The 1082-nt window shown below is 43.5% G+C and carries 1 protein-coding gene; it reads left to right on the forward strand.

The window, feature by feature from the left end:
- Positions 1–142 precede the first annotated feature (142 nt).
- Entirely contained in the window at positions 143–958 is an 816-nt protein-coding gene (gene aph(3')-Ia, locus HX124_RS18070) for an aminoglycoside O-phosphotransferase APH(3')-Ia (protein WP_000018326.1), read from the forward strand.
- The last annotated feature ends 124 nt before the right edge of the window (positions 959–1082 follow it).

Below are 1082 nucleotides of genomic sequence, written 5' to 3' on the forward strand. Positions count from 1 at the left end.
TGAATGGGTTCATGTGCAGCTCCATCAGCAAAAGGGGATGATAAGTTTATCACCACCGACTATTTGCAACAGTGCCGATAAAAATATATCATCATGAACAATAAAACTGTCTGCTTACATAAACAGTAATACAAGGGGTGTTATGAGCCATATTCAACGGGAAACGTCTTGCTCGAGGCCGCGATTAAATTCCAACCTGGATGCTGATTTATATGGGTATAGATGGGCTCGCGATAATGTCGGGCAATCAGGTGCGACAATCTATCGATTGTATGGGAAGCCCAATGCGCCAGAGTTGTTTCTGAAACATGGCAAAGGTAGCGTTGCCAATGATGTTACAGATGAGATGGTCAGACTAAACTGGCTGACGGCATTTATGCCTCTTCCGACCATCAAGCATTTTATCCGTACTCCTGATGATGCATGGTTACTCACCACTGCGATCCCCGGGAAAACAGCATTCCAGGTATTAGAAGAATATCCTGATTCAGGTGAAAATATTGTTGATGCGCTGGCAGTGTTCCTGCGCCGGTTGCATTCGATTCCTGTTTGTAATTGTCCTTTTAACAGCGATCGCGTATTTCGTCTCGCTCAGGCGCAATCACGAATGAATAACGGTTTGGTTGATGCTAGTGATTTTGATGACGAGCGTAATGGCTGGCCTGTTGAACAAGTCTGGAAAGAAATGCATAAGCTTTTGCCATTCTCACCGGATTCAGTCGTCACTCATGGTGATTTCTCACTTGATAACCTTATTTTTGACGAGGGGAAATTAATAGGTTGTATTGATGTTGGACGAGTCGGAATCGCAGACCGATACCAGGATCTTGCCATCCTATGGAACTGCCTCGGTGAGTTTTCTCCTTCATTACAGAAACGGCTTTTTCAAAAATATGGTATTGATAATCCTGATATGAATAAATTGCAGTTTCATTTGATGCTCGATGAGTTTTTCTGATAGTTAGTCTTTGTAGAGACACAAACCTGAAATTCCGGACACCGCGCTTGGCACTGTTGCAAATAGTCGGTGGTGATAAACTTATCATCCCCTTTTGCTGATGGAGCTGCACATGAACCCATTC

Source organism: Acinetobacter sp. 226-1 (genome assembly GCF_030329325.1).
Taxonomy (GTDB): domain Bacteria; phylum Pseudomonadota; class Gammaproteobacteria; order Pseudomonadales; family Moraxellaceae; genus Acinetobacter; species Acinetobacter sichuanensis.